Source organism: Plantactinospora sp. GCM10030261 (assembly GCF_042666615.1).
Taxonomy (GTDB): Bacteria; Actinomycetota; Actinomycetes; order Mycobacteriales; family Micromonosporaceae; genus KBS50.
Genome location: NZ_JBHTDD010000038.1, coordinates 1 through 26,837, shown reverse-complemented (window position 1 = coordinate 26,837; position 26,837 = coordinate 1). Strand labels below are relative to the sequence as shown.

At 68.8% G+C, this 26,837-nt stretch carries 27 protein-coding genes; 22 read left to right on the top strand and 5 right to left on the bottom strand.

The window, feature by feature from the left end; all coding sequences use genetic code 11:
* The 4 genes from ACFQUZ_RS29490 to ACFQUZ_RS29475 all read right to left on the bottom strand — a co-directional run bounded on the left by ACFQUZ_RS29490 (position 1) and on the right by ACFQUZ_RS29475 (position 4,689).
* Positions 1-816 (bottom strand): alpha/beta fold hydrolase, encoded by an 816-nt coding sequence (locus tag ACFQUZ_RS29490; RefSeq protein ID WP_377448070.1) that lies wholly within the window; start codon positions 814-816, stop codon positions 1-3.
* Positions 817-1,253: 437 nt separating this feature from the next.
* The gene (locus ACFQUZ_RS29485) at positions 1,254-1,937 is read right to left on the bottom strand and encodes a potassium channel family protein (protein ID WP_377448068.1); all 684 of its coding nucleotides are present in this window, start codon (positions 1,935-1,937) and stop codon (positions 1,254-1,256) included.
* On the bottom strand, positions 1,930-3,291 hold the full coding sequence (locus ACFQUZ_RS29480; protein ID WP_377448066.1) for a TrkH family potassium uptake protein: 1,362 nt from the start codon (positions 3,289-3,291) through the stop codon (positions 1,930-1,932). Before ACFQUZ_RS29480 ends, ACFQUZ_RS29485 begins: the two co-directional genes overlap by 8 nt.
* A gap of 189 nt (positions 3,292-3,480) precedes the next feature.
* Entirely contained in the window at positions 3,481-4,689 is a 1,209-nt protein-coding gene (locus tag ACFQUZ_RS29475; RefSeq protein ID WP_377448064.1) for an aromatic acid exporter family protein, read from the bottom strand.
* Between the two features lie 177 nt (positions 4,690-4,866).
* Between ACFQUZ_RS29475 and ACFQUZ_RS29470 the strand changes: the two genes are divergently transcribed.
* The 3 genes from ACFQUZ_RS29470 (at position 4,867) to ACFQUZ_RS29460 (ending at position 7,760) form a co-directional block, all read left to right on the top strand.
* Entirely contained in the window at positions 4,867-5,442 is a 576-nt protein-coding gene (locus ACFQUZ_RS29470; protein ID WP_377448063.1) for a hypothetical protein, read from the top strand.
* Between the two features lie 116 nt (positions 5,443-5,558).
* A complete protein-coding gene (locus ACFQUZ_RS29465) occupies positions 5,559-6,539 on the top strand; it encodes a mechanosensitive ion channel domain-containing protein (RefSeq protein WP_377448132.1) in 981 nt (326 codons plus the stop codon).
* Between the two features lie 12 nt (positions 6,540-6,551).
* Positions 6,552-7,760 (top strand): DUF2254 domain-containing protein, encoded by a 1,209-nt coding sequence (locus tag ACFQUZ_RS29460; protein ID WP_377448061.1) that lies wholly within the window; start codon positions 6,552-6,554, stop codon positions 7,758-7,760.
* A gap of 176 nt (positions 7,761-7,936) precedes the next feature.
* Here the strand turns inward: ACFQUZ_RS29460 and ACFQUZ_RS29455 are convergent, their stop codons facing one another.
* A complete protein-coding gene (locus tag ACFQUZ_RS29455; RefSeq protein WP_377448059.1) occupies positions 7,937-8,113 on the bottom strand; it encodes a hypothetical protein in 177 nt (58 codons plus the stop codon).
* Between the two features lie 600 nt (positions 8,114-8,713).
* Here ACFQUZ_RS29455 and ACFQUZ_RS29450 point away from each other — a divergent pair.
* From ACFQUZ_RS29450 to ACFQUZ_RS29360, 19 genes are all read left to right on the top strand, one after another.
* Entirely contained in the window at positions 8,714-9,838 is a 1,125-nt protein-coding gene (locus tag ACFQUZ_RS29450; protein ID WP_377448057.1) for a hypothetical protein, read from the top strand.
* Positions 9,835-10,383 (top strand): UGSC family (seleno)protein, encoded by a 549-nt coding sequence (locus ACFQUZ_RS29445; protein WP_377448055.1) that lies wholly within the window; start codon positions 9,835-9,837, stop codon positions 10,381-10,383. Before ACFQUZ_RS29450 ends, ACFQUZ_RS29445 begins: the two co-directional genes overlap by 4 nt.
* 58 nt (positions 10,384-10,441) lie before the next feature.
* Positions 10,442-12,802: a CoA transferase gene (locus tag ACFQUZ_RS29440; protein ID WP_377448053.1), complete on the top strand. Its 2,361-nt coding sequence runs from the start codon at positions 10,442-10,444 to the stop codon at positions 12,800-12,802.
* Complete coding sequence (locus ACFQUZ_RS29435; RefSeq protein ID WP_377448051.1) at positions 12,799-14,400, top strand: AMP-binding protein; 1,602 nt, start codon at positions 12,799-12,801, stop codon at positions 14,398-14,400. The genes ACFQUZ_RS29440 and ACFQUZ_RS29435 overlap by 4 nt, the downstream gene beginning before the upstream one ends.
* Positions 14,397-14,801 (top strand): Zn-ribbon domain-containing OB-fold protein, encoded by a 405-nt coding sequence (locus ACFQUZ_RS29430; protein ID WP_377448049.1) that lies wholly within the window; start codon positions 14,397-14,399, stop codon positions 14,799-14,801. The genes ACFQUZ_RS29435 and ACFQUZ_RS29430 overlap by 4 nt, the downstream gene beginning before the upstream one ends.
* On the top strand, positions 14,798-16,051 hold the full coding sequence (locus tag ACFQUZ_RS29425; protein WP_377448047.1) for a thiolase family protein: 1,254 nt from the start codon (positions 14,798-14,800) through the stop codon (positions 16,049-16,051). The genes ACFQUZ_RS29430 and ACFQUZ_RS29425 overlap by 4 nt, the downstream gene beginning before the upstream one ends.
* 53 nt (positions 16,052-16,104) lie before the next feature.
* Positions 16,105-17,325 (top strand): hypothetical protein, encoded by a 1,221-nt coding sequence (locus ACFQUZ_RS29420; protein WP_377448045.1) that lies wholly within the window; start codon positions 16,105-16,107, stop codon positions 17,323-17,325.
* 65 nt (positions 17,326-17,390) lie between these two features.
* Positions 17,391-17,921 (top strand): TRAP transporter small permease, encoded by a 531-nt coding sequence (locus ACFQUZ_RS29415; protein ID WP_377448043.1) that lies wholly within the window; start codon positions 17,391-17,393, stop codon positions 17,919-17,921.
* Positions 17,914-19,398, top strand: coding sequence for a TRAP transporter large permease (locus ACFQUZ_RS29410; RefSeq protein ID WP_377448041.1), 1,485 nt, complete (start codon positions 17,914-17,916; stop codon positions 19,396-19,398). Before ACFQUZ_RS29415 ends, ACFQUZ_RS29410 begins: the two co-directional genes overlap by 8 nt.
* Positions 19,399-19,462: 64 nt before the next feature.
* The gene (locus tag ACFQUZ_RS29405) at positions 19,463-20,602 is read left to right on the top strand and encodes an amidohydrolase family protein (RefSeq protein ID WP_377448039.1); all 1,140 of its coding nucleotides are present in this window, start codon (positions 19,463-19,465) and stop codon (positions 20,600-20,602) included.
* A complete protein-coding gene (locus ACFQUZ_RS29400) occupies positions 20,599-20,985 on the top strand; it encodes an iron-sulfur cluster assembly protein (RefSeq protein WP_377448037.1) in 387 nt (128 codons plus the stop codon). Before ACFQUZ_RS29405 ends, ACFQUZ_RS29400 begins: the two co-directional genes overlap by 4 nt.
* Entirely contained in the window at positions 20,982-21,773 is a 792-nt protein-coding gene (locus tag ACFQUZ_RS29395) for an N-acyl homoserine lactonase family protein (protein ID WP_377448035.1), read from the top strand. The genes ACFQUZ_RS29400 and ACFQUZ_RS29395 overlap by 4 nt, the downstream gene beginning before the upstream one ends.
* A gap of 1 nt (position 21,774) precedes the next feature.
* A complete protein-coding gene (locus ACFQUZ_RS29390; protein ID WP_377448033.1) occupies positions 21,775-23,001 on the top strand; it encodes a CaiB/BaiF CoA transferase family protein in 1,227 nt (408 codons plus the stop codon).
* A gap of 38 nt (positions 23,002-23,039) precedes the next feature.
* Positions 23,040-23,915, top strand: a complete 876-nt coding sequence (locus ACFQUZ_RS29385) for an HpcH/HpaI aldolase/citrate lyase family protein (protein ID WP_377448031.1) — start codon at positions 23,040-23,042, stop codon at positions 23,913-23,915.
* Between the two features lies 1 nt (position 23,916).
* Positions 23,917-24,372: a hypothetical protein gene (locus tag ACFQUZ_RS29380; RefSeq protein WP_377448030.1), complete on the top strand. Its 456-nt coding sequence runs from the start codon at positions 23,917-23,919 to the stop codon at positions 24,370-24,372.
* Positions 24,347-24,679: an FmdB family zinc ribbon protein gene (locus ACFQUZ_RS29375; RefSeq protein ID WP_377448028.1), complete on the top strand. Its 333-nt coding sequence runs from the start codon at positions 24,347-24,349 to the stop codon at positions 24,677-24,679. Before ACFQUZ_RS29380 ends, ACFQUZ_RS29375 begins: the two co-directional genes overlap by 26 nt.
* A 99-nt stretch (positions 24,680-24,778) precedes the next feature.
* Complete coding sequence (locus ACFQUZ_RS29370) at positions 24,779-25,426, top strand: GntR family transcriptional regulator (RefSeq protein ID WP_377448026.1); 648 nt, start codon at positions 24,779-24,781, stop codon at positions 25,424-25,426.
* Between the two features lie 427 nt (positions 25,427-25,853).
* Positions 25,854-26,099, top strand: a complete 246-nt coding sequence (locus ACFQUZ_RS29365) for a hypothetical protein (protein ID WP_377448024.1) — start codon at positions 25,854-25,856, stop codon at positions 26,097-26,099.
* 42 nt (positions 26,100-26,141) lie between these two features.
* On the top strand, positions 26,142-26,837 hold a 696-nt coding region (locus ACFQUZ_RS29360; protein WP_377448022.1), incomplete at its 3' end, for a transposase.

The window sequence follows — 26,837 nt, the reverse complement described above, 5'->3', positions numbered from 1 at the left end:
TCAGTTCTCCTTGATGAATGCGCGCAGCGCGGCGGCCAGCACGTCGGCGGTGGTCGAGTGCTGCTCGCCGGGAACCGGCACGAGGGTCGAGGTGGGCAGGTGCGCGGCGATGGCACGGGATCCTGCGGCCAGGGCTGGCCAGGTATCGTTGCCATGCATCACCAGGACCGGGATGTCGATGCGCTTCCACAGCTCGGGGCGCAGCGGCTTGCCGGAGAGGGTGTCGCCGACCTGACGGGCGTCGTAGGCGATGGTGGGGGCGATGGCCTCGAGTCCTGCCCAGAAGTCCTCCTCGCGCATCCCGGCGACTGCCTCTTCGGGCATCATGACCGCGGCGGTCATGAACAGGGCGACCGCATCACCCGGGCGGCCGTCGGCGATGGCTGCGTCGAGGCGCTCGACATAGTCGTCGGGTAGCGGGGGGCGGGCGTCGCCGACGGCCGCGTTCGGCTCGAACAACGCGAGACGCGTGATCGGCACTCCGTCATGGGCGGCGTTGAGCGCGAGATTGCCGCCAGAGGACCAGCCGAACACGGTTGCCGGACGCCCCTGGCCGGCCTGCTCGATGATCGCCTCAAGGTCCTCGAACTCGCGCTCGACGACGTAGGGCGCGGTGTCGCTGCTCTCGCCACGACCACGCCGGTCGTAGTTGATGACCAAGAACTCGTCGGCGAGCAGTTCCGCCGTCTCCTGGTTCAAAGGGTTCGTGGCGCGATAGGCGGTCGCGCCGTCGATGATGACGATCGGGTCGCCGGCACCCCACGCCGTGTAGGCGATGGTAGTGCCGTCGGCAGAGGTAACGGTGCCTTCGAACATTCGAGTGGCCTTTCATAGTGTGCGCGGTGACAGCCACCGCTCAGTACAGTGCTTCGGCACGCGAGGACGCGCCCCGCCTCGGAGTTTCCCTGCGAACGATTCGCCGCAGCTGCCGATCAGCCTCGCAAGGCATCCACGCACCGGGGCAGATGACGATGTCGTCGATCAGCGATGACATCTGTCATAAGGGATCGGTGGGGCCGCTCGGACACGCCCGCCGATGTGATGCGCAGGGTTCGTGTCCAACCCGTCGCCGCGCCCACGTCCGAATCCTGAGAGACCGTCGGCGGTCTGCCGTCACGCCGTCACCATGGTGCCACTTCCGGCGGACCGGAAGAGGTCATACCTTCCGCTCCACCTCGCGAACATCCACACCGGAGCTAACGACCCACCGAACCCCCAGCCCACGACCTATACAAAAATATGACAAAGTACTACTAGTCGGCGGTGGCGAAGCGTTCGACGTGGTCGATGGTGCCGACGACGAGGATGAGGTCGCCGTAGGCGAGGACGGTGTCGGGGGTGGCGTAGGTGAAGGTGGGGGGTTTACCGCCCGGTAGGGCTGCCTGGGGTTTGACGGCCACGACGGTCACTCCCCATCTGCTGCGGACGCGGGACTCGCGTAGCGGTGTGCCGACGATGTCGCGGGGTGGGGTGGTCTTGATGACGGCGAAGTCGGCGTCGACCTCGACGTAGTCCAGGATGCGTCCGGAGAGCAGGTGGGCGACGCGTTCGCCCATGTCGTGCTCGGGCGCGACGACGTGGTGGGCGCCGACGCGGCTGAGGATGTTGCCGTGTTGGCCGCTGACGGCTTTGGCCCAGATGTCGGGGATACCGAGTTCGGACAGCAGGCTGGTGGTGAGGATGCTGGCCTGGATGTCGGTGCCGATGGCCACCACGGCGCGGTGGAAGTCGGCGACGCCGAGTTGCCGGAGTGCTTCGATGTCGGTGGAGTCGGCGGTGATGACGTGCGGCAACTGTCCGGAGAGGGCCTGGACAGCCTTCGGACGGTGGTCTAGGCCGAGGACCTCGGTGCCCCGGTTCACGAGTTCCAGGGCCAGGGCGGTGCCGAACCGGCCCAGCCCGATGACGACGACGGGTTCCGTGCGTGTCTCAGCCAACGATCGTCCTTTCCTCGGGTAGTTCGAAGCGGCGGTTGCGGTCACGCAGCGCCAGCGCGGATGCCAGGGTCAGTGGACCGACGCGGCCGGCGAACATCAGCACCACCAGGAGCAGGTCGGCCCCTGGTGGCAGGGCCGCGGTGATGCCGGTGGACAGGCCGACGGTGGCGAACGCGGACACCGCCTCGAACAGCACGACGTCGAGCCGGTGCGGGGTGATGGCCAGCAGCGCGAAGGTGGCGGTGACCACGGCACCGACACCGAGCAGGGCGACGGCGAGGGCCTGGCGCTGGTTGCTGGCCGGGATGCGCCGCCGGCCGACGTTGACGTGGGTCTCGCCGCGCATCTCGGACCAGAGCACGAAGGCGAGCAGCCCGAAGGTGGTGACCTTGATGCCGCCGGCGGTGCCGGCGCTGCCGCCGCCGATGAACATCAGCACGTCGCTGGCGAGCAGGCTCTCCGGTCGCATCCCGCCGATGTCGACGCTGTTGAATCCGGCGGTGCGGGTCATGGTGGAGGCGAAGAACCCGGCCAGCAGCTTCTCCCAGCCGCCGAGCGGGCCGAGGGTGCGCGGGTTGGAGAACTCGGCGAGGGTGAGTACGGCGGTGCCGAGTACGAGCAACGCGCCGGTCAGGGCCAGGGTGATGCGGGTCAGCACCGACCACAGCGCCGGGCGACGCCAGCACCTGAGCAGTTCGAACACGACGGGGAAGCCCAGCCCGCCGAGGATGACCGCGGCTGCGATGGTCAGGCAGATCCAGGGATCGGTGACGTAGCCGACGAGGCTGTCGGCGTTTGTGGAGAAGCCGGCGTTGTTGAACGCCGACACCGCGTGGAACACCCCGTCGTACACCGCCTCGCCGAATGGTTCGTCGTAGGCGGTGGCGAACCGGGCGGTCAGCACCACCGCGACGACGGCTTCGCTGGCCAGGCTGAACAGCACGATCCGGCGGACCACCGCGCGGACGTCGGTGAGGTCGAGACTCTTCGTCTCGGCCTGGGCCAGGAACCGGGCGCGCAGGCCGAGCCGGCGGGACAGCAGGATGGTGAACAGCGTCGCCAGGGTCATGATCCCCAGCCCACCGGCCTGGATGAGCAGCAAGATCACCGCCTGTCCGAAACCGGACCAGTGGCTGCCGGTGTCGACGGTGACCAGCCCGGTCACACAGACTGCGGAGGTCGCGGTGAACAGGGCATCCACCAGGCCGGTCCGCTCGCCGGAGCGGGTGGCTACGGGCAGCGACAGCAGACCGGTGCCTACTGTCACCGCCGTACCGAAGCCGACAGCGATCACCTGCGCGGGATGCCGCAGCCGGTTGCTCCGCCGCTGCCACGCCGGTGCGCGGCGGGTCACGCGCCACCGGCATCATGACGGCGATCATCCGCGGTGCGCGCCCTCGGTGTGGTGCGCTGGCCGGTCCGGGTCATGAACCGCATGCTCTCACGATCCTGGCGTTGACCGGGTCGGACGTCGCAGCCCACAGTTACCGCGTGGACCTGCCACGCGCCGCCTATTGCCGCAGTGGGACCAGACCGATGGGGCTTATTCCTCAGGTTGGGCGGACCCGCCCTTCCGTTCACCCTGTCGCGCTATCTGCCGTACCTGTTGATTCGCCTCGTTCACCGAGCAGCCGGTGGCCCGCACCAGGTCACTGGCGGTCACTCGAACCTGGGTGGCGACGGAGGCGGCGAAGTTCTGCAATCCGGCACCGACGGCCCTACCGGCCTCGTCGGCCGCCCGTAGGGCGTGCCGTCGGGTCCCGTCGTGGCCGGCGTCGGTCCGCACCTCCCGCTGCAACTGCCGTACGGAGTCCGCGAGCGCCGCCACGGCGTCGGGGAGGTGATCTGGAATCCTCTCCCCGTACTCCACCGTCGTCGCCGACTGTCGCGCGAGGTCCTGGCTGTCGGCGACGACGCGGGTCAGGTGCGTGACGCCGTGGGCGTACCGCTGGTAGTGCTGCCGCCAGTGCCACCGCGCCGGCGCGACCGTCACCACCTCCTCGGCGCCGCTGAGCGCATCGCGGAGTCGCTCCACGTCCGGTCTCATGGCGCGCAGGCCGTCCATCGCCCGCACGGCACGATCCGCATCCCTCGTCCGCAGTGCCGCCTCCGTCTCACCGAGGTGGACAGCGAGCGCGTCGAAGACCGGCGATGCCGCCCGGCGCATGACGCGCATGGGGTGCAGCGGCAGCAGCAACGCCACCACCAGCAGACCGACCAGGCTCCCGGTCACCGCGTCTACGATCCTGGGCAGTTCCAGGTTCTGCTGACTGGAGGAGAGCGTGGCGATCAGCACCGCCGTACCGCCCACCTGGCTTACCACGGTGCCGCCCCGACCGGCGAGCCCGAGGGCCACCCCGATGGCCAGGGCGACGATGACGCCCGTCTGCCACGGGCCGGTGCCGATGATCAGGACCAGCCCGTCGCCGATGACGATGCCCAGACCCACCCCGACCAGCAGTTCCACGGTGCGGCGGGTGCGCTGGCCGATCGCCGCGGCGATCGTGCCCACCGCGGCTGTCGGTGCGAAGACCGGGTTCGGGTTGCCCAACACGTTGAACGCCAGCCACCAGGACAGCGCCGCCGCCAGACCGGCCTGCGCCGCGATCAGCATGATGATCTCCAACTGACGTTGCCGCAACCGGGCCGCCCGGCTGGTCCGACCACGGGTCCCGGTCAGCAGGCGCCCGACCCGGCGGGCCAGTACCACCAGCGGCGCCGGGCTGCCCCGTTTCGGTGGCCGAATCGTCACGCCCGCGACTACCCGTCAGGCCCGTGCCGAATCGTGGCGTCCGGCCTCGTGCTGGAAGCCGGCTCGTCACCAGGGTGTGTCGACGACAGGTGGTGCCCGTTCACGCTCCGGTGCGGCCCGAGGCCCGGTGCGGCAAGTCGAGCGGTACCAGCCGGACCACCTGGGTAGGTCCCGGGAATGGTGCTGAAGAATCCCGGGGACCTGCTACGTCTGCTCGTCGTCGCGGTGCTGGTCTACCCGGCACTCGTGGTGATCCTGCGGGTTTCCGGCAAGCGGACGCTGTCCAAGCTCAACGCGTTCGACCTCGTGGTCACGGTGGCGTTGGGTTCGACCCTTGCGACGATCCTGCTGTCCCGGGACGTCTCCCTGGCCGAGGGGGCCCTCGCGCTGGCCCTGCTGGTGGGACTGCAGTACCTCGTCGCCGTGCTCGCGGTCCGATGGCCGCCGTCGCAGCGGCTGCTCAAGTCCCAGCCGACTCTGCAACAGCCTCACCGACGTACGCGACGAGCAGCGGTAGTCGGGCCTCCCGGTGCCGGCGCCCGGCCGCCGGCTACCGGCCGGTCGACCGGTCGACCACACCAGGGACCGACTCGCCGCCCGGGAAGGCCCGTCGTGCGATGCCACCTCGTTTCTGCGGGTGCGCACGCTTCCCGGCTGAGCGACCACATCAGCATCGGCTCACCCAACGGCAGCGGATCATCCGGACCGGCGGCTAGGCGCCCGATTTGCCAGTTTCACCCCGTCTTGCCGTAACTGGTGGATCAACGCTATGCCCGAGGTCGGCCTGCCGAATCCGGTTCGTGCCATCCCGCCGTCACCACAACCCGGCGTTTCCGAGACTCCGCCGTCGCAGCCTGCCTATCGTGGAGATGACGGCCCCGCATCGGCCGGCCACCCGGCGAGGACGATGGGCAAGCAGCATGGAGCGGTTCCTGGAGGCCCTCTGGGACACGAGCAGCGTGAGCGGTCGCCTCGTGACCAGTCTCGTGTTAGCTGTGCTGGCCGTCGCCATCGCGATGCTCGCCGGCCGCCTAGCCACCTTGCGGGTGAAGGACACCACCAACCGCTACTACCTGCGCAAGGCGGTGCACTACCTGACCGTGGTGGCCTTGCTGTTCGCGTTGGCCCTGCTGTGGCGCCCGTTCGCCGGTCGGATCGGTGTGGTCGTCGGACTGCTCGCAGCCGGTCTCGCGCTGGCTCTGCAGGAGGTCCTCGGTGCGCTCGCCGGGTGGATCAGCATCCTGACCGGTCGGCAGTTCCGCGTCGGTGACCGGATCCAGATGTGCGGGGTACGCGGTGACGTCCTGGACATCACCCCACTGCGCACCCGCGTCCTCGAAAGCGGCTCCTCCTCCGATCCGGAATCCTGGATCCGCGGCCGCCAGTACACCGGGCGGGTGGTCTCCCTGTCGAACCGCTTCGTGTTCACCGCGCCGGTGTTCAACAGCAGCACTGTGCTGGACCACCTGTGGGAAGAGCTGAGCCTGCCGGTCCCTTACGAGGCGGACTGGCACCTGGCGGAGCGGATCCTGTGCGAGGAGGCGGAGAGCATCTCGTCGACGGTCGAGGCACGGCGCGCCATCGAGCAGATGCGCCACCGCTACCCGGTCGCCGACGCGGAGGTGGACCCCCGGGTCTTCGTCCGGGCCACCCCCAACTGGGTCGAGCTGTCCGCCCGGTTTGTGGTGCCGGTGCGCGCCGCCCGGCAGGTCAAGGACCAGGTAACCCGGCGGGTGTTGGACCGCTTCACCGAGAGCGGCATCCGGGTGGCGTCATTGACGCAGGACATCACCATCCACCCACCCCAGGCAACGAAGGCGGTTGCCGCCGCTCGGGCCGATGGCCGTTGACGAGGACGCGGGATGAGCCGCCCTCGCAGCGTGTCCGCACGGCTGGCCGAGATACGGGAGAGCTTCTGGTTGGTGCCGGCGATCTTCTCGATCGGCGCGGTGGCGGTGGCGATCGGGCTGTCGGCACTGGAACTGCAACTGGATCTGCCGTTCGGGGGGATCGTGCCGAGCGGACCCGCCGGCGCCCGGTCCCTGCTGTCCTCGATCATCACGGCGATGATCTCCTTCACCGCACTGGTCTTCTCCATCACGGTCGTGGCCCTGCAACTGGCCAGCAGCCAGTACTCCCCACGGGTCCTGCGGACCTTCCTGCAGGACCGCATCATCCAGGCGACCCTCGGTACGTTCGTCGCCACGTTCCTGTTCGCGATGGTGGTGCTCGCCGCGCTGCCGGCGCGGGAGGAGCAGCGGCTGCCGGAGCTGTCCCTCGCCGTGTCGATAGCCCTCGTCCTGGCCAGCAGCGCCACCTTTATCTACTATCTGCACCACATCACCACAGTCATGCGGGTGTCCCACATCATCGGCTCCATCGGCGCGCAGACCCGACGGTCGATCGCCCGTCTCCCTCCACCCGGCGAGCCGCCGGCGGTGCCCGGCGGCGTGGCACAGACCCTGTCGGCCACGCAGCCCGGCATGATCAGCCATGTCGATCTCACCATGCTCGGGCGCCTGGCCCGCGAGCACGACTGCGCCATCACCGTGATCCCCATACCGGGCGACTTCGTCGTCGCCGGAGCACCGCTGCTGCTTGTACACCGAACGGCCGGTGGTACACCTCGCCCGCTCCCGGCAGAGGCAGCCGAGCAGTCCGTGACCATCGGCGTGGAACGCGTCCCCGGGCAGGACCTCGGCTTCGGCTTCCGGCAACTGGCCGACATCGCCGAACGCGCGCTGTCCCCGGCCGTCAACGACCTCACCACCGCCGTACGGGCCGTGCAGGAGGCGCACGACCTCCTCCGCCGACTCGCGACCCGCCCCGACCCCACCCACGCCGTCCGCGATGAGGACGGCACGGTCCGCGTCCGGATGAGCGGCATCTCGTACGACACCCTCCTAGCTACGATCATCGACGACATCCGCCTCGTCGCCACTCAGCAGCCTCGCGTCATGCGACTGCTGGACGCGGTCGTCCGAGACCTGGCGACCGTTGCGATCCCCGTCCACCGAGGGGAGATCGAGCGGCGGCTACCGTCACCCGCCAACAGCCAACGCGTTGGGTGATCATGGTTGTCGAGCAGCTTGTCGTAGTTGACGGCGGCTTCTCGGTCGCACAGGCTCGATCACGAGCCCGACCTGCCCACTGAGCCGGCGGCGGGCTCCCGCTCCCAGGCCGCTCGTGACCCATACCAACGACTGAGGACCAGGTGTTGGTCAACCCTGGCCGAGCAGTGCGGCGATCAGGTCGATCGCTGGTTGGCTCCCAGTTCGTCGCGCACTGTGATCCACCGCCGGGCGAACTCATAGGAGGTGATAGGCGTCGGCGTGGGTTCGGCGTCGGGTGGCAGGGGAGCCTCCGGCGCGACGCCGTAGATCGCCTCGATATAGCCGCAGCACGCCTGTGTCAAGGCGCTCAATGCGATAGATCGGACGCTCGCCTGGATCCTGCACGCGACCGAGGGTAGCTGCGGTTCGATGCATCACCGGATCGAGGTTCAGCGCCAGCGGTCCTCACGGAGTCCGGCATCGATGTGGTCGACAGCGGGACATCGGCACCGGCAGGATGAACGTGCTCGGTCTCGTTCAGCTTGTGCACCGTGGCCGGAGTCCCGATCACCCACGACGGTGCGACGACACCGATCGCGGGCCGCCTCGTCGACGGCCATGACCACGAAGTGCTGCACCTCGCCGACGAGCCGGGCCGCCAGCCACAGGTCCAGGTCGTTCAGGTCGGTGATGGGAGGCAGGGACGCATCGGCCCACGCCTCGGACCGAGGAGCGTCGAGCACGCCGCCGACCTCGGCAGGGTTCGACCTTGTCACTCTCGTCCAAGAGCAGGTGGACACCCAGGATCAGGGAAGTGGCCGGCCGCGGTCGTCGAGCATCCGCGTGTCGTTCGGGGATGGCGATCTCGTACTTGACACTCTATCGAGTATAGAGGACTCTGGTGCCGGAGCCGCCAGAAGCGCGTGACCTGCGCGGATAGGCGGTCCAGGCCATCCCAGGCAGGGGGTTCCATGCCGAAACTGATCACGCTGGATGAGACGAGCGCTCTGGAGCACTTCTTCGGCGAGGGCTGGACCGATGGTCTTCCTGTCACGCTTCCGACCCCCGAGCGGGTGACCGAGATGATCGGCGACTCCGGCTACGACCCCTCGGACGTGCTCGGTGGGATCGCCGTACGGCAGGTCGACGTGACCGCCGAGGACGCGGCCGTCGCCGCCGTGATGGCCGGTTGCCGACCGGTGCACTATCCGCTCGTGGTCGCCGCCGTGTCGGCGATGCTGGACCCCCGGTTCAACCTTGCCGCCGTGCTCACCAGCACCGGAGGCGCGGCCATTGTCGTGCTCGTCAGCGGCCCGATGGCGCAGACCGCGGGGATGAACGCCCGGGGCAACGCGTTCGGTCCCGGCAACCGGGCCAACCTGACAATCGGACGGGCGCTGCGGCTGCTCTGTATCAACGTTCTGGGTAGCCGGCCGGGGGAGACCGACCTGTCCTCGTTCGGGCACCCGGGCCGGTTGTCGTTCTGTTTCGCGGAGGATCCGCCGCGCGGCTGGGACCCGATCCGGGTCGACCTCGGTTATACCGGGGAGGACACCACGGTCACGGTCCTGCCCGGAGAGTCGCCGCGGCAGGTGGCGAACCACCTCACCGACGACCCCGAAGCGATCCTGCGGACCATCGCCTCAGCGCTCGCGGGTCCGTGGCACTTCCCGGTGGGCAAGGGCTTCCAGGCGTATGTCGTGCTGGGCCCGGAGCATGCTGACGCGGTGATCGGCGCCGGCTGGAGTCGTCGCGACGTGCAGGTGTTCCTGTATGAGGCCAGCCGTGTGACGCAGGACGACATCACCCGTTGGGGCGTGCTGATCGAGACCGGGGGCCTGCACGACATGACCCCGGGACCGGACGGCAAGCTGCCGTCGCTGGCCACGGTCGACGACGTTCTGGTGGTCACCGCTGGTGGCGCCGGTCCGGGCTGGTCGGCGGTCATTCCCTGCTGGGGTACGAAGCACCAGCGGGCGCACATCGTGACCCGCCGGGTCAGACCGCCGGGGGAGGAGTTGCCGGAGTGTGGACCGGACGGTTGCTCCATCGCCCACCGGCACACCCACCGGCCGCGCCAGGAGGCTCGCAGATGACCGACATCGTCGTGCACTGTCCCGTGCCGGATCGGCCGGTGGCCGGCTCGCGGCCGGTCGCGTCGCGCCGCGTCGTTCCCGTCGGTGGTGGGCGGCTGGTGCTGGTGGACAACGGAAAACCGAGGGCCAAGGAACTGTTGCGGTTGCTGGGCGATGCCCTGGCTCAGCGGCTGGACCTGGCCGAGGTGGTGCTCGTGTCGAAGGCGTCGACCGCTGTTCCGCTCAGTGACGACGAGGCGGCCGGGCTCGCCGCCGCCTACGACCTGGTCCTCACCGGGCTCGGTGACTGCGGCGCGTGCAGCTCGGGCAGCGTGGAGGACGCGTTGGCGATGGAGTCGCTAGGGGTTCCCGCCGTGGCGGTGGTCAGTGAGCCGTTCCAGGGACTGGCGGCAGCCGTCTGTCGGCGGATGGGCTTCCCGGGCCAGCATTTCGTGGTGGTCCGGCACCCGGTGTCCACGCTGGACGACAAGCGGCTGGCGGCCCTTGCCGACGACACCGTCGATTCCGTCGTGACCCAGCTCGCTGGCAGTCCCACCGCCGGCTGACCAACCCGTCCCGGGGATGGTCGCCAGACCAGGCCCCATAAGTAGATAGACTATAGAGTTGGAGAAGGAAGTCATGGGCCCACTGGCCGGGGTACGCGTCGCGGACTTCAGCGTGCGCTCGACTCCGGCCGCCCTGGCCACGATGCTGCTCACCGACCTCGGCGCTGACGTGCTCCGGATCCAGCCACCTGCCGGCGACCCGCTGGGCGCGCTGCCGGGGACCGCCGTCTGGTGGAGCGGACAGCGGATCGTCAGCCGGCGCGACGCCCCGCCCGCGTCCACGTTCGACGTGCTGATCGACACCCCGCACGCCCGGCACGACCCACCGGAGTGGAACGATCGGCCGTCCCGGCAGGTGCGGGCATTGATCACCGCCGCACCCTGGTCACCGGTCGACGCTGCGGGGCCGACCGGCAGCACAGCCGTCTACGGCGAACTCGCCGAGGCCCACTGGGGGCTGCTGCACCTGCAGGACGGAGTCCGGCCCGGGCCGGTCTTCCTCGGCTGGCCGCACGCCGACTTCGGCGCGGGCTGGCTGGCCGCCATCGGCATCATCGCGGCGCTCTACGAACGGGAGCGGTCCGGTCTCGGCCAGGTGGTCACCACCTCGCTCGTCGACGGACTCGCCATCCACAGCACCTCCCGCTGGATCGGCGGCGACCGGCTCGACCGGCTCGACCAGCCCCGCAGCACGATCGGCCGGGTGGGCGACGAGCGCGCGATCATCTCGCTCTTCCAGTGCGCCGACGAAGGATGGATCCAGGTACACACCGGACCACGCGGCGCCTTCGACCGGTTGATGGCCCTGCTCGACCTGGCCGACCTGGTGCCGCCGGCCGCCGGCGCCGGGCTGTTCGGCCGACCGCTCCCGACCGAGCTGGCGGACAGGATGTGGGATCGGGTCACGGCCGCGTTCCGTGGCAGGCCGGCACGGGACTGGGTCGATCTGCTCTCCGCCGCCGACATCTGCGTGATGCCGATCCTGGCCCCCGGCGAGGCGCTCGGCCTGGCGCAGGTGCGGGCCAACGAGTTGGCCACCACCGACGACGAGGGAATCGAACGGCTGCACCGCTGGGCGCTGTTCGACCGAACCCCGATCCGGCCGGCCGCCGGTTCCGCCTTATCACCGGTCGCCGTGCCCGATGCGTCGTCGAAGGCGACGCCGAGCCACTCTCCGCCCAGAGTGACCGGGGGCAGTCATCCGGCTGACCCCGAACACGCCGCCCATTCGGGACCGCTGGCCGGTGTGACCGTACTCGACCTGGGCATCTTCATGGCCGGCCCGTTCACCGCCCGGATCCTGGCCGACCTGGGAGCCCGGGTGATCAAGGTGGAGGAGCCGGCCGGCGATCCGATGCGACACCCGCTCGGCGCGTTCTCCGGGGTGCAGCGGGGCAAGGAGAGCATCGCGCTCGACCTGAAGTCGGACACCGGCAGGGCCACCATGGGCCGGCTGCTCGATACCGCCGACGTGCTGGTCAGCAACCTGCGACAGGGCGCACTGGCGAGGCTCGGCCTCGACCCCGCCACGGCCGCCGCGCGCAACGACCGCCTCGTCTACTGCCACACCACCGGGTACGGCAACCGGGGCCCGTGGCGGAACCTGCCCGCGTTCGAACCGCTGCACTCGGCGGTCTGCGGGCTGCTCGACCGGGCCGGCGGCCCCGACAACCCGCCCGCCCACTACCTGTCCCACATGGATTTCGGCTGCGGCCTCACCGCCGCCACCGCGATCATCGCGGCGCTCTACGAACGGGAACGCTCCGGCGTCGGGCAGCACCTGGAAGTGCCGCAACTCGCCGCCGGTCTGGTCGCGATGTCTGATGTGCACCGCCGCGACGGCGTCACGTACGACTCCTTCACCCTCGACCCGGAGCTGCGCGGACACGCCCCGACCAACGGCCTCTACCGACTCGCCGACGGCTGGATCGTGATCGCCTGCGGCGACGACATCGAGTGGAACGGGCTGCGTGCCGCGCTCGACCTGGCCGCCGTCGACTGGCCGGCCTACGCAACCGCGCGGCTCACCGGGCGCGGGGCGGCACCCGCCGATGCGATCCAGTCCCGGTTGACCGGGCTCACCGCCGCGGCGGCCGGACCGTTGCTCGACACGCACCGGGTGCCGTGGGCGCTGCCTCGGCCGGTCGAGTCGGCCCGAGTCGACCGGGAGCCCGGCCTCACCGGCCCAGGAATCGTCGTGGCGACCACACATCCGACGGCCGGTGAGATCTTCGAGGTCGGCCACACCATCCGGTTCTCCCGCACCGTGGCGTACCACCGCCGCCCGGCGCCGACGCTCGACCAGCACCGCGCGGCGATCCTCGCCGGCCTTGCCGGCACGACCAGCGATGTCGGGCTCACCGAAACGTCCGGCACCGTCGGTCGCGCCGGTGCCACCGGGAACGGGAGGGCCGGATGATGATCAACGGCTGGGATTCCGTGCGGCCGAGCCGGGCGGACTACCCGTTCCCGCAGATCCCGCGCATGGAGCGGACCGTGCCCGCGGTGTGGCGCCGGGCGCTGCGCTGGGGGGCCGACCGGCCGTTCGTGTCCTTCGATGGCGGCGACTACCTCAGCTACGGCGAGGTCGACGCCCGGGCACGGTACTGGTCCGCCGTGCTGCGCAGCCGAGGGCTCGGCGCGGGGAGCCGGGTCGCGGTCATGCTGCCCAATACCGCCACCCACCTCGCGATCTTCCTCGGCGCGCTGCGTGCCTCGATCGTGGTCGTCCCGGTCAACCTCGCCTTCCGGGGGGAGATGCTCCGGCACATCCTCGTCGACAGTGCCGCGACGGTGTTCGTGACCACTACCGAACTCGCCGACCGGATCGCCGGCTGGACCCTGCCGGACCTCGCCGAGGTGGTGCTGGTCGACGGCGCCTCGGTGACCGTCGGAGCCGTCATGCCGCAGGCCGTGCCGGAGCCCGGTCCGGACGACGTCGCGGCGGTGCTCTACACCAGCGGCACCACGGGCCCGACCAAGGGCGCCCTCGTCAGCCACCAGTATTTCGTCTACTTCTCCTGGGGCTTCGCGCACGCCCATGACGACACCGCCGACGACGTGCTGTTCACGGTGCTGCCGATGTTCCACGTCAACCCGTACGTCTGCACGTTGGTGCCGGCGATGATGACCGGGGCGCGGGCGGTGGTCCACCGGCAATTCAGCGCCTCGCGGTTCTGGGACCAGATCGCCGATTCCGGGGCGACGCACTTCGTCGGAATGGGCTCGATGGGCAACATCCTGATGAAGCGGCCGCACAGCGAGTACCGGCCCGACCATCAGCTGCGGATGTGCCAGGTGGTGCCGGCCCCGGACGACCTGCGGGAGTTCGAGGAACGGTTCAGGGTCCCGGTCGTGTACGCGATGTACGGCATGACCGAGGGGCTGATGGTGATGCCCAGCCGGGACGGGACGCACCGGCCGGGGCTCATCGGCCGGGCACACCCGTACCACGAGGTGGCCGTGGTGGACGATGACGACCTTCCGGTCCCACTGGGCGTCGCGGGGGAACTCGTGGTCCGGCCGCTGCTGCCCGGCCTGATGTTCGCGGGCTACCTCGGCCGGCCCGACGCCACCGTGGCGGCATTTCGGAACCTGTGGTTCCACACCGGCGACCTCGGAATGCGCGATGCCGACGGCGACCTGTGGTTCCTCGGCCGCAAGAAGGACGCGATACGCCGCCGCGGCGAGAACGTCTCCGCGTTCGAGGTCGAGCGGGAGGCACTGCGGTTCCCCGCGCTCGCCGAGGCCGCGGCCGTCGGCGTCGCTGCCGAACTGGGTGAGGAGGAGGTGCTGCTGTGCGTGGTGCCACGGCCGGGCGAGACCGTCGACCCGGCCGCGCTGCACGCCCACTGCGCCGCCGGCCTGCCCGCCTTCATGGTCCCGCGCTACATCGACGTGCGGGACGAACTGCCGAAGAACCAGAGCCAGCGAGTGCTCAAGCGGGACCTGCGAGCGGACGGGCTGCGGCCCGGCGTCTGGGAAGCCCCCGCCGTCACAGCAAGGAGTAGCCGATGACCACAGCCATCCGCCCGGTTCCCCGGCCGACGGCCCTGTCCGCGCCGTTCTGGGACGCAGCCAGGAGCGGGGAACTCGTGATCCAGCGTTGCGCGACGTGCGGCGGCTACGAGTGGACGCCGCAGGTCGGTTGCTCCCGGTGCTACACCGAGACGCTGCAGTGGACCCGAGTCAGCGGCCAGGGCACGGTCTACACCTATTCGGTGGTGTACCGGCCGCCGACGCCCGCCTACGACACCCCGTTCGTGGTGGCGATCGTGGAGCTGGCCGAGGGCGTTCGGATGATGACCGACCTGATCGAGGTCGATCCGGCAGAGGTGCGGATCGAGATGCCGGTCGAGGTCACGTTCGACCGGGAGTTGCCGATGCCGCTCTACCATTTTCGGCCGGTGACGGCATGACCGCCGCGCTGGTCCGGACCGCTCGACGGCGCCGGCATCCGCTGGCGCAGGCCCGCGTCGTCGGCGTCGGCACCACCGAACAGGCGCGGGACCTGTCGCACCGCTCCGGCATGTCATTGGCGTTGGAGGCGTTACGGCTTGCCGCCGACGACTCAGGGATCGACATCGCCGAGATCGACGGGATCTCTTCGGTGGTGTCCGGCTACCCGTACGGGGCGGACGACGAGAACCTCCAGCTGTCCCAGGAGATGTACTGGATGCGGCAACTCGGCCACCCGTTGAGGTGGATCGCTCCGCAGCGCGGCATCCCGGCCATCCTCGATGCCGCGATCGCCATCGACCGGGGCCTGGCTTCGACGGTGGCGATCGTGGTCGGGATGTCCCGCCCGGCCGACTCGACGAACACGGCGGCCTGGTCCCGCCCGGCGAACGAGTTCACGGGTTGGACCGGCTCGTTCACAGCTGTCCAGTTCGCTCTCGCCGGGCAGCGTTACCTGCACGAGTACGGCGACAAGGCGCTGCACGCGATGGCCAGGTCGTCGGCGACCATCCGCAACTACGGGCACCTCAACCCGGCGGCCGTCTACTACGGCAGGGGGCCGTTCACGGCGCGGGACGTGCTGGACAGCCGGCCCATCGCCACCCCGCTCACGCTGCTGATGTGCTCCACGGTCAACGACGGCGGCTGCGCCCTGATCGTCACCGGAAGGGAACGTGCCCGGGACACCCGCAAGCGCCCGATCAGCATCATCGCCGGCGGTGACCAGCAGCCGTATACGCCCTATGTGGAGGCGCCGGTGCTGGACGGCGTACCGGACGAGGGTGCGTTCGCCCGGGCGGCGATGGACCGGGCCGGCATCACGCTGGACGACATCGACGTCGTCGAACTGTACGACCACTTCGCGATCGGCGTGCTTATGGAGTTCGAGATGTTCGGCTTCTGCGGGCGCGGCGAGGCGGCCGACTTCGTCGAGTCCGGCGTGATGGAGCTAGACGGCAGGTATCCGACCTGCACCGACGGGGGCAACCAGGCCTACAGCCACAACGGTTTCCCGGCGATCTTCCGGCCGATCGAGGCGGTCCGGCAGCTCCGCCGCGAGGTGGTCGACCCGTGCACCGCGGACGGGACGGGCCGCCACTACCACACACCGGGCGAGTGTCGCGCGGTTCGCGACCCGAAGCTCGCCTTCGTCACCAATCCCGGCCCGCCGACCGGCGGGGCGTCGTTCATGGTCTTGGGCCGCGACTGACCCCGGAAGCGATCAACAGCATTTCTTCACTGCAGAAGGTAGGTGAGAGTTCGATGAAACCATCCATCCGTCTGATCGTGGCGCTGGGCGCCGCTGCCCTTGCCCTGACACCGTCCGCGTGCGGTTCCGGAAGCGACGCCGAAGCCACCGCGGACGCCTCGTCGCTGGAGCCGATCACCATCCGGTACGCCGACTTCGCCGACGACAAGAACAACACCGCTGAGGGTATGCGCCGATACAGCGAGGCGGTCTCCAAGGCATCCGGCGGGAAAATCACCTTCGAGTACTTCTACTCCGGCTCTCTGCTCGGCGCCAACGACATGGCGGAGGGCGTCGGCAACAACATCGCCGACATGGGCATCGTCAACTCCACGTACAGCCCACAGCTGTTGCCGATCGGTAACTGGGCGAGCGCACTGGGGTCACTGCCATCCAAGAGCTTCCCGGTCGGCACGTTACAAGGTTCCGCGGCAACCGCCGATTTCACGCTGAACAACGCCGACCTGGCCGAGGAGGCGGCCAGCAAGAACCTGTTCATGCTCGGCCCACTGTACGCGATCCAGCAGTTCGACCTCCTGTGCACCAAGCCGGTGACCACGCTGCAGGAGGCCGAGGGGATCCGAGTCCGCACCGGCGGCCAGACCTGGTCGAAGGAGGCCGAGGCGGTCGGCATGACCCCGGTGCCGCTGACCGGCGCCGAGCTGTTCGAAGGCTTCCAACGCGGCATCGTGGACTGTGCGATGGTCCACCCGCCCGCCTACATCGGCTTCAACCTGTGGGAGATCGGCGATTACTACACGCCGACCCGGTTCTCCGGGTGGAACGCCTTCAACCTGGCGATGAACAAGGAGTTCTGGGACGGGCTCCCACTCGCCGCCCGACAGATCCTGTGGGACGCGACACCGCAGTTCCTGGCCGGCTTCCACGCCAAGAACTTCGAGTTCTACAAGCGGTTCGGCGACGAGGCCGCCTCGAAGGGGATCAAGTTCCAGCAGGTGAACCAGGGGCTCAGCGACGCGATCGCTGCGTACCAGAAGACCCAGATCGAGTCGATGGCCGGCAACGCCCCCGCGGGCGTGACCGACCCGGCGAGGTTCGTCCAGGACTACACCGACGCGATCGAACGGTGGCGCGAACCGGTCGTGGCCAAGGGCTATCCCGAACGGGGTGACTCGCCGAGCGACTGGCAGCAGGCCTTCCAGACCGACTATGACCTGCAGCCCTGGATCGACATGATCAAGACAGAGATCTACGACAAGCGTCGTCCCAGCTGACCGGACGAGCCGGCCGCGCGGGGCGATCCCGCGTAGCCGGCACGGACCGGAGATCCGGAGGATCCATGTCCGAGCAGATCGCCGAACGCGGCGGACCTCTCGACAGGGCGTCCCGACTGTCGGCCAACGCGCTGAGCCTGGTGAGCATCGTCGCGGTGCTGGCGATGATGCTGCACGTCCTGATCGACGTGACGATGCGCTATGTGAGCGACGCTCCCGTCGGCGGCACGATCGAGGTCGTCTCGTTCTGGTACATGCCGATGATCGGTTTCCTGTCACTGGCGCTCTGCCAACGATTCGGCCAGCACATCGATATCCAGATGCTCGTGGGCGCCCTGCCGGCCCGGCTCAGCGCGGCGTTCTCCGCCATGGCCACCCTCCTCGGTCTGGCCGTCGTACTGGGGATCGGCTGGTTCGGGTGGGTCAACGCCCAGGCTCAGACGGCGATGCGGGAGACGGCGCTGGGAGCCGTGTCGGTGCCGATCTGGCCACTGCGCTACCTGGTGCCGCTCGGCTGCGTGGCATTCGCGGTGCAACTGCTCGTGGAGCTGGCCCGGCAGGGCCGCACGATGATCCGGGGGAGTGACGATGACTGACATCGCCGCCACCCGCCACACCGTGCCCGCCGAGGCGGAGCTTGCCCACGAGCCGCCGCCGCAGATCTCGCCGGGGCGGGTCCGGCTGCTGACCGCGACCGCGCTGCTCTGCGCGGCGGCCACGGTGGGCTGCGTCGTGGCGATGTTCACGCTGACCGACCGGGTGGCGATCGGCTCGGTCGCGATGGTGCTGATGCTGCTGTTGATGGCGTTGCGGGTTCCGGTGTCGATCAGCATGATCGCGACGGGGCTGCTCGGCATCTACGTACTCGCCGGCGAACGGGCGCTGACCTCGTCGCTGCGGGACTACCCCTTCCGGACAATGGGAGACTGGCAGCTCAGCGTGTTGCCGATGTTCATCCTGATGGGCCTGGTGATGTGGCGCTCCGGGATCACCGCGCAGGTGTTCCGGGCCGCCGAGAAGTGGCTTGCCCGGCTGCCCGGTGGGCTCGGCGTGGCGACCAACTTCGCCGGCGCCGGGATGGCCTCGGTCAGCGGTTCCACGTTGGGAATCTCCTACGCGCTGGGTCGCATCGCCATCCCCGAGATGCTTCGCGCCGGCTACGACAAGCGGCTCGCCACCGGGGTGGTGACGATGGCGGGAACGCTCGGCCAGCTCATCCCGCCGAGCATCCTCCTGGTGGTGTACGCCGGCGTGGCGCAGGTGCCGATCGGTGACCAACTGTTGGCGGCGATCGTGCCCGGCGTGATCCTCGCGATGGCGTATGCGGTCACGGTCATCGCGCACGCGACGCTGAAGCCGTCCAGTGCGCCCCGGGTGAACCGTCAGGTGACCTGGGCGGAGAAGTTCAGCAGCCTGGCCGGGGTCTGGCCGTTGCCGTTGCTGCTGCTTGTCATCCTTGGCGGCCTCTACAGCGGTGTCTTCACCGCCACCGAGGCAGGCGCCTGCGCCGCGGCGCTGGCATGTTTCGCCGCGGTCCTGGTCAGCCGCCGAAAGTTCTGGAAGCACCTCTACCAGTCGTCCCGGGACACCGTCATCTCGACGGCGGCGATCCTGTTCCTGCTGATCGGGGTGGGCATCATCAACCGGTTCCTGGCGCTCAGCGGGGTGGCCACCGCGTTCGCCGACCTGATCGAAGGGCTGCCGTTCGGCCGGGTCGGATTCCTGTTGGTTCTGGTGCTGTTCTACCTGGTGCTCGGCACCTTCATGGAACCGCTCGGGATGATCCTGCTGACCGTGCCGGTGTTCGCGCCAACGCTGGCGGCGCTCGACATCAACCTGCTGTGGTTCGGCGTCTTCCTGATCATCATGGGCGAGATCGCCATCATCTCGCCGCCCGTCGGTGTGCTGCTGTTCATCATCTACCAGATGGCCAGGGACCCCGAGGTCAACGTCGGCCACGAGATCCGGATGGCCGATGTGCTGCGGGGCACGCTGCCGTTCCTCGCCGCGGCGCTGGTGGTGGTCGGAATCCTCATCGTGGCTCCGGGCCTGACGACACTGCTGACTCCATGACTACCTCTGGCGCTAATCAAACACTCTATAGAGGTGGCCGAGGCCACTCTGGCGGGAGGTTGAAATGACCCATCAGGGCGTGTTCATCGCCGACGCGGTGGTGCACTGCTACAACTGGCTGCGCGAGAACCACCGGATCCCCCTGGCGCAGGACTTCGCCGAGGCGAGCTACCGGTTGCACAGCCGGATGTCCGACGACCGGCACCGACTCACCCAGGACGAATACATCTCCGACTGGCAGCCGGAGCAGCTCGCCGAGCTGATGTTCGCCGAGTCCGACACCGACTTCGCCGTCTACCACGCCGTTCCCCTGGACGACTACTACAAGGACGGCCTGATCTCCATCGACAAAGGGATCCGGTTCCGGGCGGACAACCCGCACCGCACCGCGCTCTACGGCAACGTCAATCCACTCGACACTGTCCGCGCCACGGAACTGGTCGAGTACTACGGCCAAGAACTGAAGGTGGACGGGATCAAGATCTACCCCGTCCGCTACCACAGTGGCCGCAGCCTGCAGATCGCCCTCGACGACCGCAAGCTGGTCTTCCCGATCATCGAAGCCGCCGCCGCGCAGGGAATCCGGACGGTCGCCGTGCACAAAGCGATCCCCTTCGGACGCACCGCGCAGAGCTACTACCGCGTCGACGACATCGACGAGGCGGCCGCGGCCTTCCCGGAACTCAACTTCGAAGTGGTGCACGCCGGAATGGCGTTCACCGAGGAAACCGCATTCCTGCTGGCGCGGCACCCCAACGTCTACGCCAACCTGGAGGTCACCTCCACCCTGATCGTCAACCAACCCCGCAGATTCGCCGAGGTTCTCGGCCAACTGCTCTACTGGGGCGGGCCTGACCGGATCCTGTTTGCCACCGGGGCACACTTCGTCCATCCGCAGCCGGTGATCGAGGCATTCTGGAACTTCCAGTTCCCCGAGGAGTTCATCACCGGATACGGCTATCCCCGGCTCACCGACGAAATCAAAGCGAAGATTCTCGGTGCCAACCTGATGCGGATGCTCGGCCGCGACATCGACGACATCAAGGCCAGGGCGGCCGGGGACCAGTGGGACCAGCGACGCGCCGACGGGCTGGACGAGCCATGGACCTCCCGCCGGAGCGTCCGTGCCCAGCAACCACCGCCGAAGGGGCGCGCCGCCGCCGTACCCGCCGATGACGCGCGGACTCTCGGAGCTCCGGCATGAGCACCGAATGGGTCAACCGGGTCGAGGCCGTGCTGGCCGACGTCGTCGACCCGTGCAGCTGCATGGCCTCGGCGCCGGTGAACATCGTCGAACTGGGGCTGGTAACCAAGGTCACGGTCGACGACACCGTGGACGTGACGCTGACCCTGACCGACCCGATGTGCATGTACTTCATCGACATGGCCGAGGAGATCGAGCGCAGAGTCGCCGAAGCCGGCTGGGCCGGCGAGGTCCGGGTGCGCTACGACGCCGACGGTGACTGGACCCCCGACCGGATGAGCCCGGCCGCCCAGCGCCGACTCGGTGACCACCGCGCCCGCCGGGCCCGGCTCCTCCGAATCACCCCGTACCGCTACCCAACCCTCAAGGAGGTGGAATCGTGATAACCACTGGTGTGGGAGCCGCGAAACGGCTCTGGGCCCTCGACTGCCCGACGTTCACGATGGACCGTGGAATTCTCGTCGTCGGCGGCACAGGCACGGTCGTCGTACCGATCCCGTCGTTCGTCATCCAGCACGAGAAAGGTCTCGTGCTGTTCGACACCGGCATCGTGCCCGAGGCCGCCACCGATCCCTCCGGGGTCTACGGCGAGATGGCCGAGTGGCTGCAGATGAAGTTCACCCCCGAACAGCGGCTCGACCGACAGCTCACCAAGCTCGGCTTCGACGTCGCGGACATCACCCACGTGGTGCTCTCCCACGCCCACAACGACCACAGCGGCGGACTGTCGATGTTCCCGCACGCCAAGTTCTACGCAGGATACGGCGAACTTCCCCACGCGTACTGGCCCGCGCCGGTGGCCCGGGGGCTGTACCGGGTAGAGGACCTGCTGCCCACCCGGGCATTCGACTGGCACGAACCCGGCGCCGATTTCGACCTGTTCGGCGACGGCAGCGTGGTGCTGCTGTTCACCCCCGGACACACGCCCGGCGAGTTGAGCCTCTTCGTCCGGCTCAACAACCGCAGCTTCATCCTCACCGGTGACACGGTGCACGTCCGCGAAGCTCTCGACACCGGCGCACACGGGCCGTACGACGCCAACGCGGTCGACGCCGCCCGCTCGGTCGAGCGGCTGCGGATGCTGCGCGACAGCACCGGAGCCACGATCTGGATCAGCCACGATCCCGACGACTGGGCCGAGTTCGCCAAGTCCACCGACGGGTTTGACTGACATGTCCACCGAACAGGGAACCGAGACCCGTGGCCCGGCACCGCAGCCCCTGCGGGGCATCAAAGTCGTCGACATCGCGACCCTGTTCGCCGGACCGCTCGCCGCCACCCTGCTAGGCGATTACGGCGCCGACGTGATCAAGGTGGAGCACCCGCGTCTCGGTGACGCGGCGCGGGTGCACGGCGAGACCAAGAACGGCATCGGCCTGTGGTGGAAGATGCTCGCCCGCAACAAGCGGCCAATTACCCTCTACCTTGGCGCGCCGGAGGGCCGCGACTTGTTCCTGCGGCTCATCCGCGACGTCGACGTGGTGGTCGAAAGCTTCCGCCCCGGCACGCTGGAACGCTGGGGTCTCGGCTGGGACGTACTCGTTGACGCCAACCCGCGCCTGGTACTGGCCCGGGTCAGCGGATTCGGCCAGACAGGCCCGTTCGCCAGCCGCCCCGGCTACGGCACCCTGGCCGAGGCGATGAGCGGATTCGCCCACATAACTGGCCAGCCCGACGGGCCACCGACACTACCGCCGTTCGGGCTGGCCGACGGGGTAGCAGCGGTGACGACAGCGTTCGCCATCCTGACCGCACTACGCGGACGGGATATCACCGGCGTCGGCCAACAGGTCGACGTGGCGCTCATCGAGCCCCTGCTCACCGTCCTCGGTCCCCAGGCGACGGTCTATGACCAACTCGGCATCATCCAGCAGCGCACTGGCAACCGCACCGCGTCCAACGCCCCCCGCAACACCTACCTCAGCGCGGACGGCGTCTGGCTCGCCGTGTCAGCCAGCTCGCTGACCATCGCCGAGCGGGTGATGCGCCTCGTCGGCCGGCCGGACCTCTGCGAGCACGAATGGTTCCGCTCCGGCTTCGAACGGGCAAAGCACGGTGACGAGATCGACGCCGCAGTCGGCGCCTGGATCGCCGAACGCGCCGCCGACAAGGTCATCGAGGAGTTCGAACAGGCCCAGGCGGCGATCGCACCGGTGCTCGACATCGCCGGAATCATGTCGCATCCCCAGTACCAGGCACTCGGCTCGATCGTCCATGTCGACGACGACGAACTCGGCGGACCGGTGGCGATGCAGAATCTTATCGCCCGGATGTCCGCGACCCCTGGAGCGATCCGATGGACCGGACGTCCCCGGGGCAGCGCCAACGCGGAGATCTACGGCGCCCTCGGGCTATCCCCAGAAGAACTGTCGATGCTGGCAGCCAAGGGCGTCGTCTGAACAGGGCCATCATGCAACCCCAACCGAGAGGCACCGTCATGGAGTTGGTCCGAAGCTGGATGTTCGTTCCGGCGAGCCAGGAACGCTTCCTGCGTAAGCTGCCGTCCCTGCCGGTCGACGGTGTCTTCCTCGACCTGGAGGACGGCGTGCCACCGAACGAGAAAGACAAGGGGAGGAAACTGCTGGCGGCGTACGTGCAAGCCGGACTCCCTCAACGCCCGATCAGCTACGTCCGGATCAACAGCCTCGGGCACGACAATTGGCGCGACGACATCACCGCCGCGATCGGCGCCGTCGGCGTCGTGGTCCCCAAGGTCGAATCGGGAGACGACATCGGACACGTCGACGCCGCGCTCACCGCGGCGGAGACGGCGACCGGACGGCCGGGCGGCTCCACCGCCATCATCGCCGCCATCGAATCAGCCGAAGGGTTGGCAGAAGCCGCGGCGATCGCGAAGGCCAACCCCCGACTGACCGGGCTGCTGTTCGGCGCCGAGGACTACGCCCTCGACCTGGGCCTCCCGGCCAACCGGACCGGCCTCGCCGTGGACCTGATCTACGCAAGGTCCACGATCGTCAACGCCGCCCGCGCCGCCGGCCGCATGGCCATCGACGGTGTCTACCCGGTGCTGGACGACGAACCGGCCCTGCGGGCACACACCCAACAGGCACGTGACCTGGGCTTCACTGGCAAGTCACTGTTCCACCCTCAGCAGATCAGGGTGATCAACGAGGTCTTCAGCCCCAGTCCGGATGAGATCGACTACTCCCGGGAGGTCGTGCGAGAGTTCGAGATCGCGCACGCCAGCGGCGCCGGAGCGGTCGCCGTTAGGGGACAACTCGTCGACCTGCCGATCGTCGAACGGGCCCGCCGGACACTCGCCTTCGCCGACGCGCTAGCTCGGAGCGGCTGAGATGCGACTCGACGGAGTCCTGCTGTCACTCGATATCGACGGCACCCTCGACTGCGGCAACCCGAGCGGTCGGCTGTGCCGCCAGGACGCACTCGCCGCGGTCGAAGCGGGGGCGCTGATCGGCAGTGCCTCCGACCGAACAGCGTCCGACCAGGTCCGCGTCTGGGCCGGCTGGCGAGTCACTCCGACGTTCGTCGTACCGAAACATGGCCTCGCCGAGGTAGCCGCCCGGTTCCCCGGGTGGTCCCGGCTGCACGTCGGTGACGGCTTCGTCGACTGGCTCGAGGCGACCCGCGCCGGCTTCGACTTCCTGAATGTGGCCGACCTCGCCGCCACACCATGGTCGCTGCCCGCCGCCCTGCAACCCTGGTACCAGCATCGCGACCAGCCGAGTCGTCGCCGCGCGACGCCCCACCCCGAAGAGGAATCTGATGCCCAGCTACGGCTTTCGATGTGAACAGTGCGCCCAGGAATACGACGTGACCGCCCCGCTCACCGGACCACCACCGATGACCTGCGACTGCGGCACACGGATGCGACGAGTCTTCACCCCGGTCGGGATCATCGGCACCGCGTCCACCCGATCCCGTCCGCCCAGCCGCCCGCATGCTCGCGACGCCGGACACGACCCATCGGTGATCGGCGGATGCGTCATCCGACCCGAGCTAGCGGCGGCGTGGTCGGCGAAGAACCGGGGAGATGGCGCGGCGATCGACAGAAGCGTCGGAGTCCTCGAGTCAAAGGGCATGGCCGTGCCATTCTGACCGGCTGGCCTCGGCTACACTCTATCTACTGTTGGGTTTCGCGCTATCGGTTCAGTTTGGGGAAGGTCCTCGATCATGTCTTCTTCACCGCAAGTGCGCATGCCCACACCACAGACCAAGACCGACGCGGCGGTCGAAGCTCTGCGCGACGCGCTGCTACGCGGCGACATCCGCCCAGGCGAACGGGTACTGGCCGTGGGCATGGCGCGGCAACTCGGGATGAGCGCCACACCTGTCCGAGAAGCGATCAGGATCCTCCAGACCGAAGGCTTGCTCACCCAGGAGCCGCACCGATCAGGTGCGGTCGCCACGCTCGGTCCGTCCGAGGTCGACGAGCTCTACATGCTCCGCGCCATACTGGAGGGCAAGGCCACCGAACTGGCGACTCGCGCCGCCACCGCCAGCGACATCGAGGCGCTGGCAGCCACCCACAAAACTCTGGTCGACTCGGCGGCGCACGGAAGCAAGGACTTCACCGCCACCAACGCCGACTGGCACTTCGCGATCTATACGATGTCCAACACACGGTGGTTACGCGAGTTCATCGTCCGGTTGTGGGTCCGCGTGCCGTGGAACCAGATCTACGTCGCACCTGGCAGGTGCGATATCTCCGTCCAGGAGCACGCGGAGATCCTGGAGGCGATGCGAGCCGGCGACGCCGAACGCGCCGGCCAGTTGATGAGCGACCACGTCACAAGTGGCCTACGCACCCTCGAGACACTGCTCGAACGCCCTGACGCGGGATGAACGAGAACCCCTTGCGCCGACCGTAGTCGGATGTATACACGATGCCACCTGCGCTGCAAGCAGGCGACGCGGCCCACGCACCGAAACCGTCCCGGCCAGGACCCGCGTCCGGCGTTCGCGCCGGGCTCGCCTCGATGCCGTCCGAATCCTTCCGATGGCAGCGGATCACCGACGCGGTCGATGACGAGTCGAACAAGTCACCCGGTCTCTTCGGGACGCCACGCAGGCGTGAAAATGGTGGGCGGGTCGCCCGCCGACGTCGATCGATCTTGGGACGTTGTAGCCCGTGAACAAGTCTGACGCCGGGGCCCGGACCTGAAGGGTCAACGCATTGTTGCTTCGAGCACGCCGGTCAGATTTTCGGTTCCCGACCGAGGCCCCCGGGCGGCCCACCCGTTGTCCGTAGCGGCATGGAAGGGCGGTATCTATGCGGGCTGCGCCCGAGGAGATTCCCGACGAGGAGCACGAACAGGTTCTGGAACGGGTCGCCGCTGTCGATGTGGCCAAGGACTCGGGAATGGTGTGTACCCGTCTGCCCACCGGCGGGGCGGGCGGGCGCCGGACCAGCCGGGTGTGGCAGGTACCGGCAACGACCAATGCGGTCAGCGACCTCGCCGACCAACTCCTCGACGTCGGAGTCGAGAAGGTCACGGTGGAGTCCACATCAGACTAATGGCGGATCTGGTACTACCTCCTCGAAGCCGCTGGCCTGGACGTGCAACTGGTCAACGCCCGCGATGTCAAGAACGTCCCGGGCCGGCCGAAGACGGACAAGCTGGATGCGGTGTGGCTGGCCAAGCTCACCGAGAAGGGCCTGCTGCGGCCCTCGTTCGTGCCGCCAGCGCCGATCCGGGTGCTGCGTGACTACACGCGGATGCGGGTCGATCTGACCCGGGACCGGACCCGCAACTGGCAGCGGCTGGAGAAGCTCCTCGAAGACGCGCTGATCAAGGTCACCTCGGTGGCCAGCAAGCTGCAGACCTTGTCGACCCGGGACATGGTCGAGGCACTGATCGCCGGGCAACGCGACCCGCAGGAGTTGGCCGGCCTGGCCCGGGGGCGGCTACGCGGCAAACACCAGGCGCTGGTGGAGGCGTTGACCGGCCGGTTCGACGCCCATCACGGCGAGCTGGCGAGGATTCTGCTCGACCAGATCGACCGCCTCGACACCCAGATCACCCAACTCACCGCCCGCATCGGTGAACTGGTCAACGACATCGACCCCGCCCCACCAGCCGAACCGCCAGGCTCCACTACTGGTGACAGCTCGCGCCCGCCTACTACCAGCGCGGTGCAGCGGCTCAGCGAAATCCCGGGGACTGTACAAATAACGGCTGATCGACCGATCAAGGGAGAGACGCCAGATGACGACCGAGACCACCGTGGGACAGTCGGCTGTGGAGCCGTCGGG